Genomic DNA, 633 nt, shown 5'->3' with positions numbered 1-633 from the left:
ACGTAGAGTGCAGTCGCGAGGGTGTCTATCTCGGTCGTCACACACTGAGAGTGGACACCCTCGCCTTATCTCGTGGCCGAACCCTTGGAATCGATCATCCAGGCGTCGGGGCCCGGTGACAGCTGGCGGCTCCAGCCCCTTCCCACCGCGGTCAACCAGCCGAAGCGCGAGGTTCTACACAGGAGCGAGTGCTGGATCGACGGCGGAGAGGCACTCCCCGCGGTCGAAGCGGTTGCCGCTGCGGGACGTCCGAGTGTCGAGCTCTGCCCGCTGTGCAGGCCCCGTGTGCCTCTCGTCCCGTTACCGAGCCACGCCGACGTCCTTGCTGCCGCATGACGGCGATCCCGCACAACGCGAAGTCTGTCCAGCGCCACTCAGGCTCTACGCTGGTCGCCGTGGCAGACATCAGGAACACCAAGGCCTTCAAGGCCCTTGCGACGCGGACCGAGGCGAACTCCTGACCCGCGGGCTGAACGTGGTCCCGGTCGCGGTCGCCAGCGTCCTCGCCCACAACATGACCACGGTGGCCGAGCGGCTAGTGCGTTGACCACGAACGTTGCCGGGGTTGGTTAGGCGGCTTTGGGTCGTGGGCGGCCCCAGCGTTGTTGGCGTTCGCTGCGGATCTTGGCGCGT

At 66.8% G+C, this 633-nt stretch carries 1 protein-coding gene; it reads left to right on the top strand.

The window, feature by feature from the left end; all coding sequences use genetic code 11:
- Positions 1-72: 72 nt before the first annotated feature.
- Entirely contained in the window at positions 73-336 is a 264-nt protein-coding gene (locus PV364_RS41515; protein ID WP_415924682.1) for a DUF6233 domain-containing protein, read from the top strand.
- Positions 337-633: the final 297 nt, after the last annotated feature.

This window comes from Streptomyces sp. MI02-7b (assembly GCF_033793585.1).
Classification (GTDB): domain Bacteria; phylum Actinomycetota; class Actinomycetes; order Streptomycetales; family Streptomycetaceae; genus Actinacidiphila.
The sequence above is the reverse complement of the archived record's forward strand: the minus strand, read 5'-3'. Positions and strand labels throughout refer to the sequence as shown.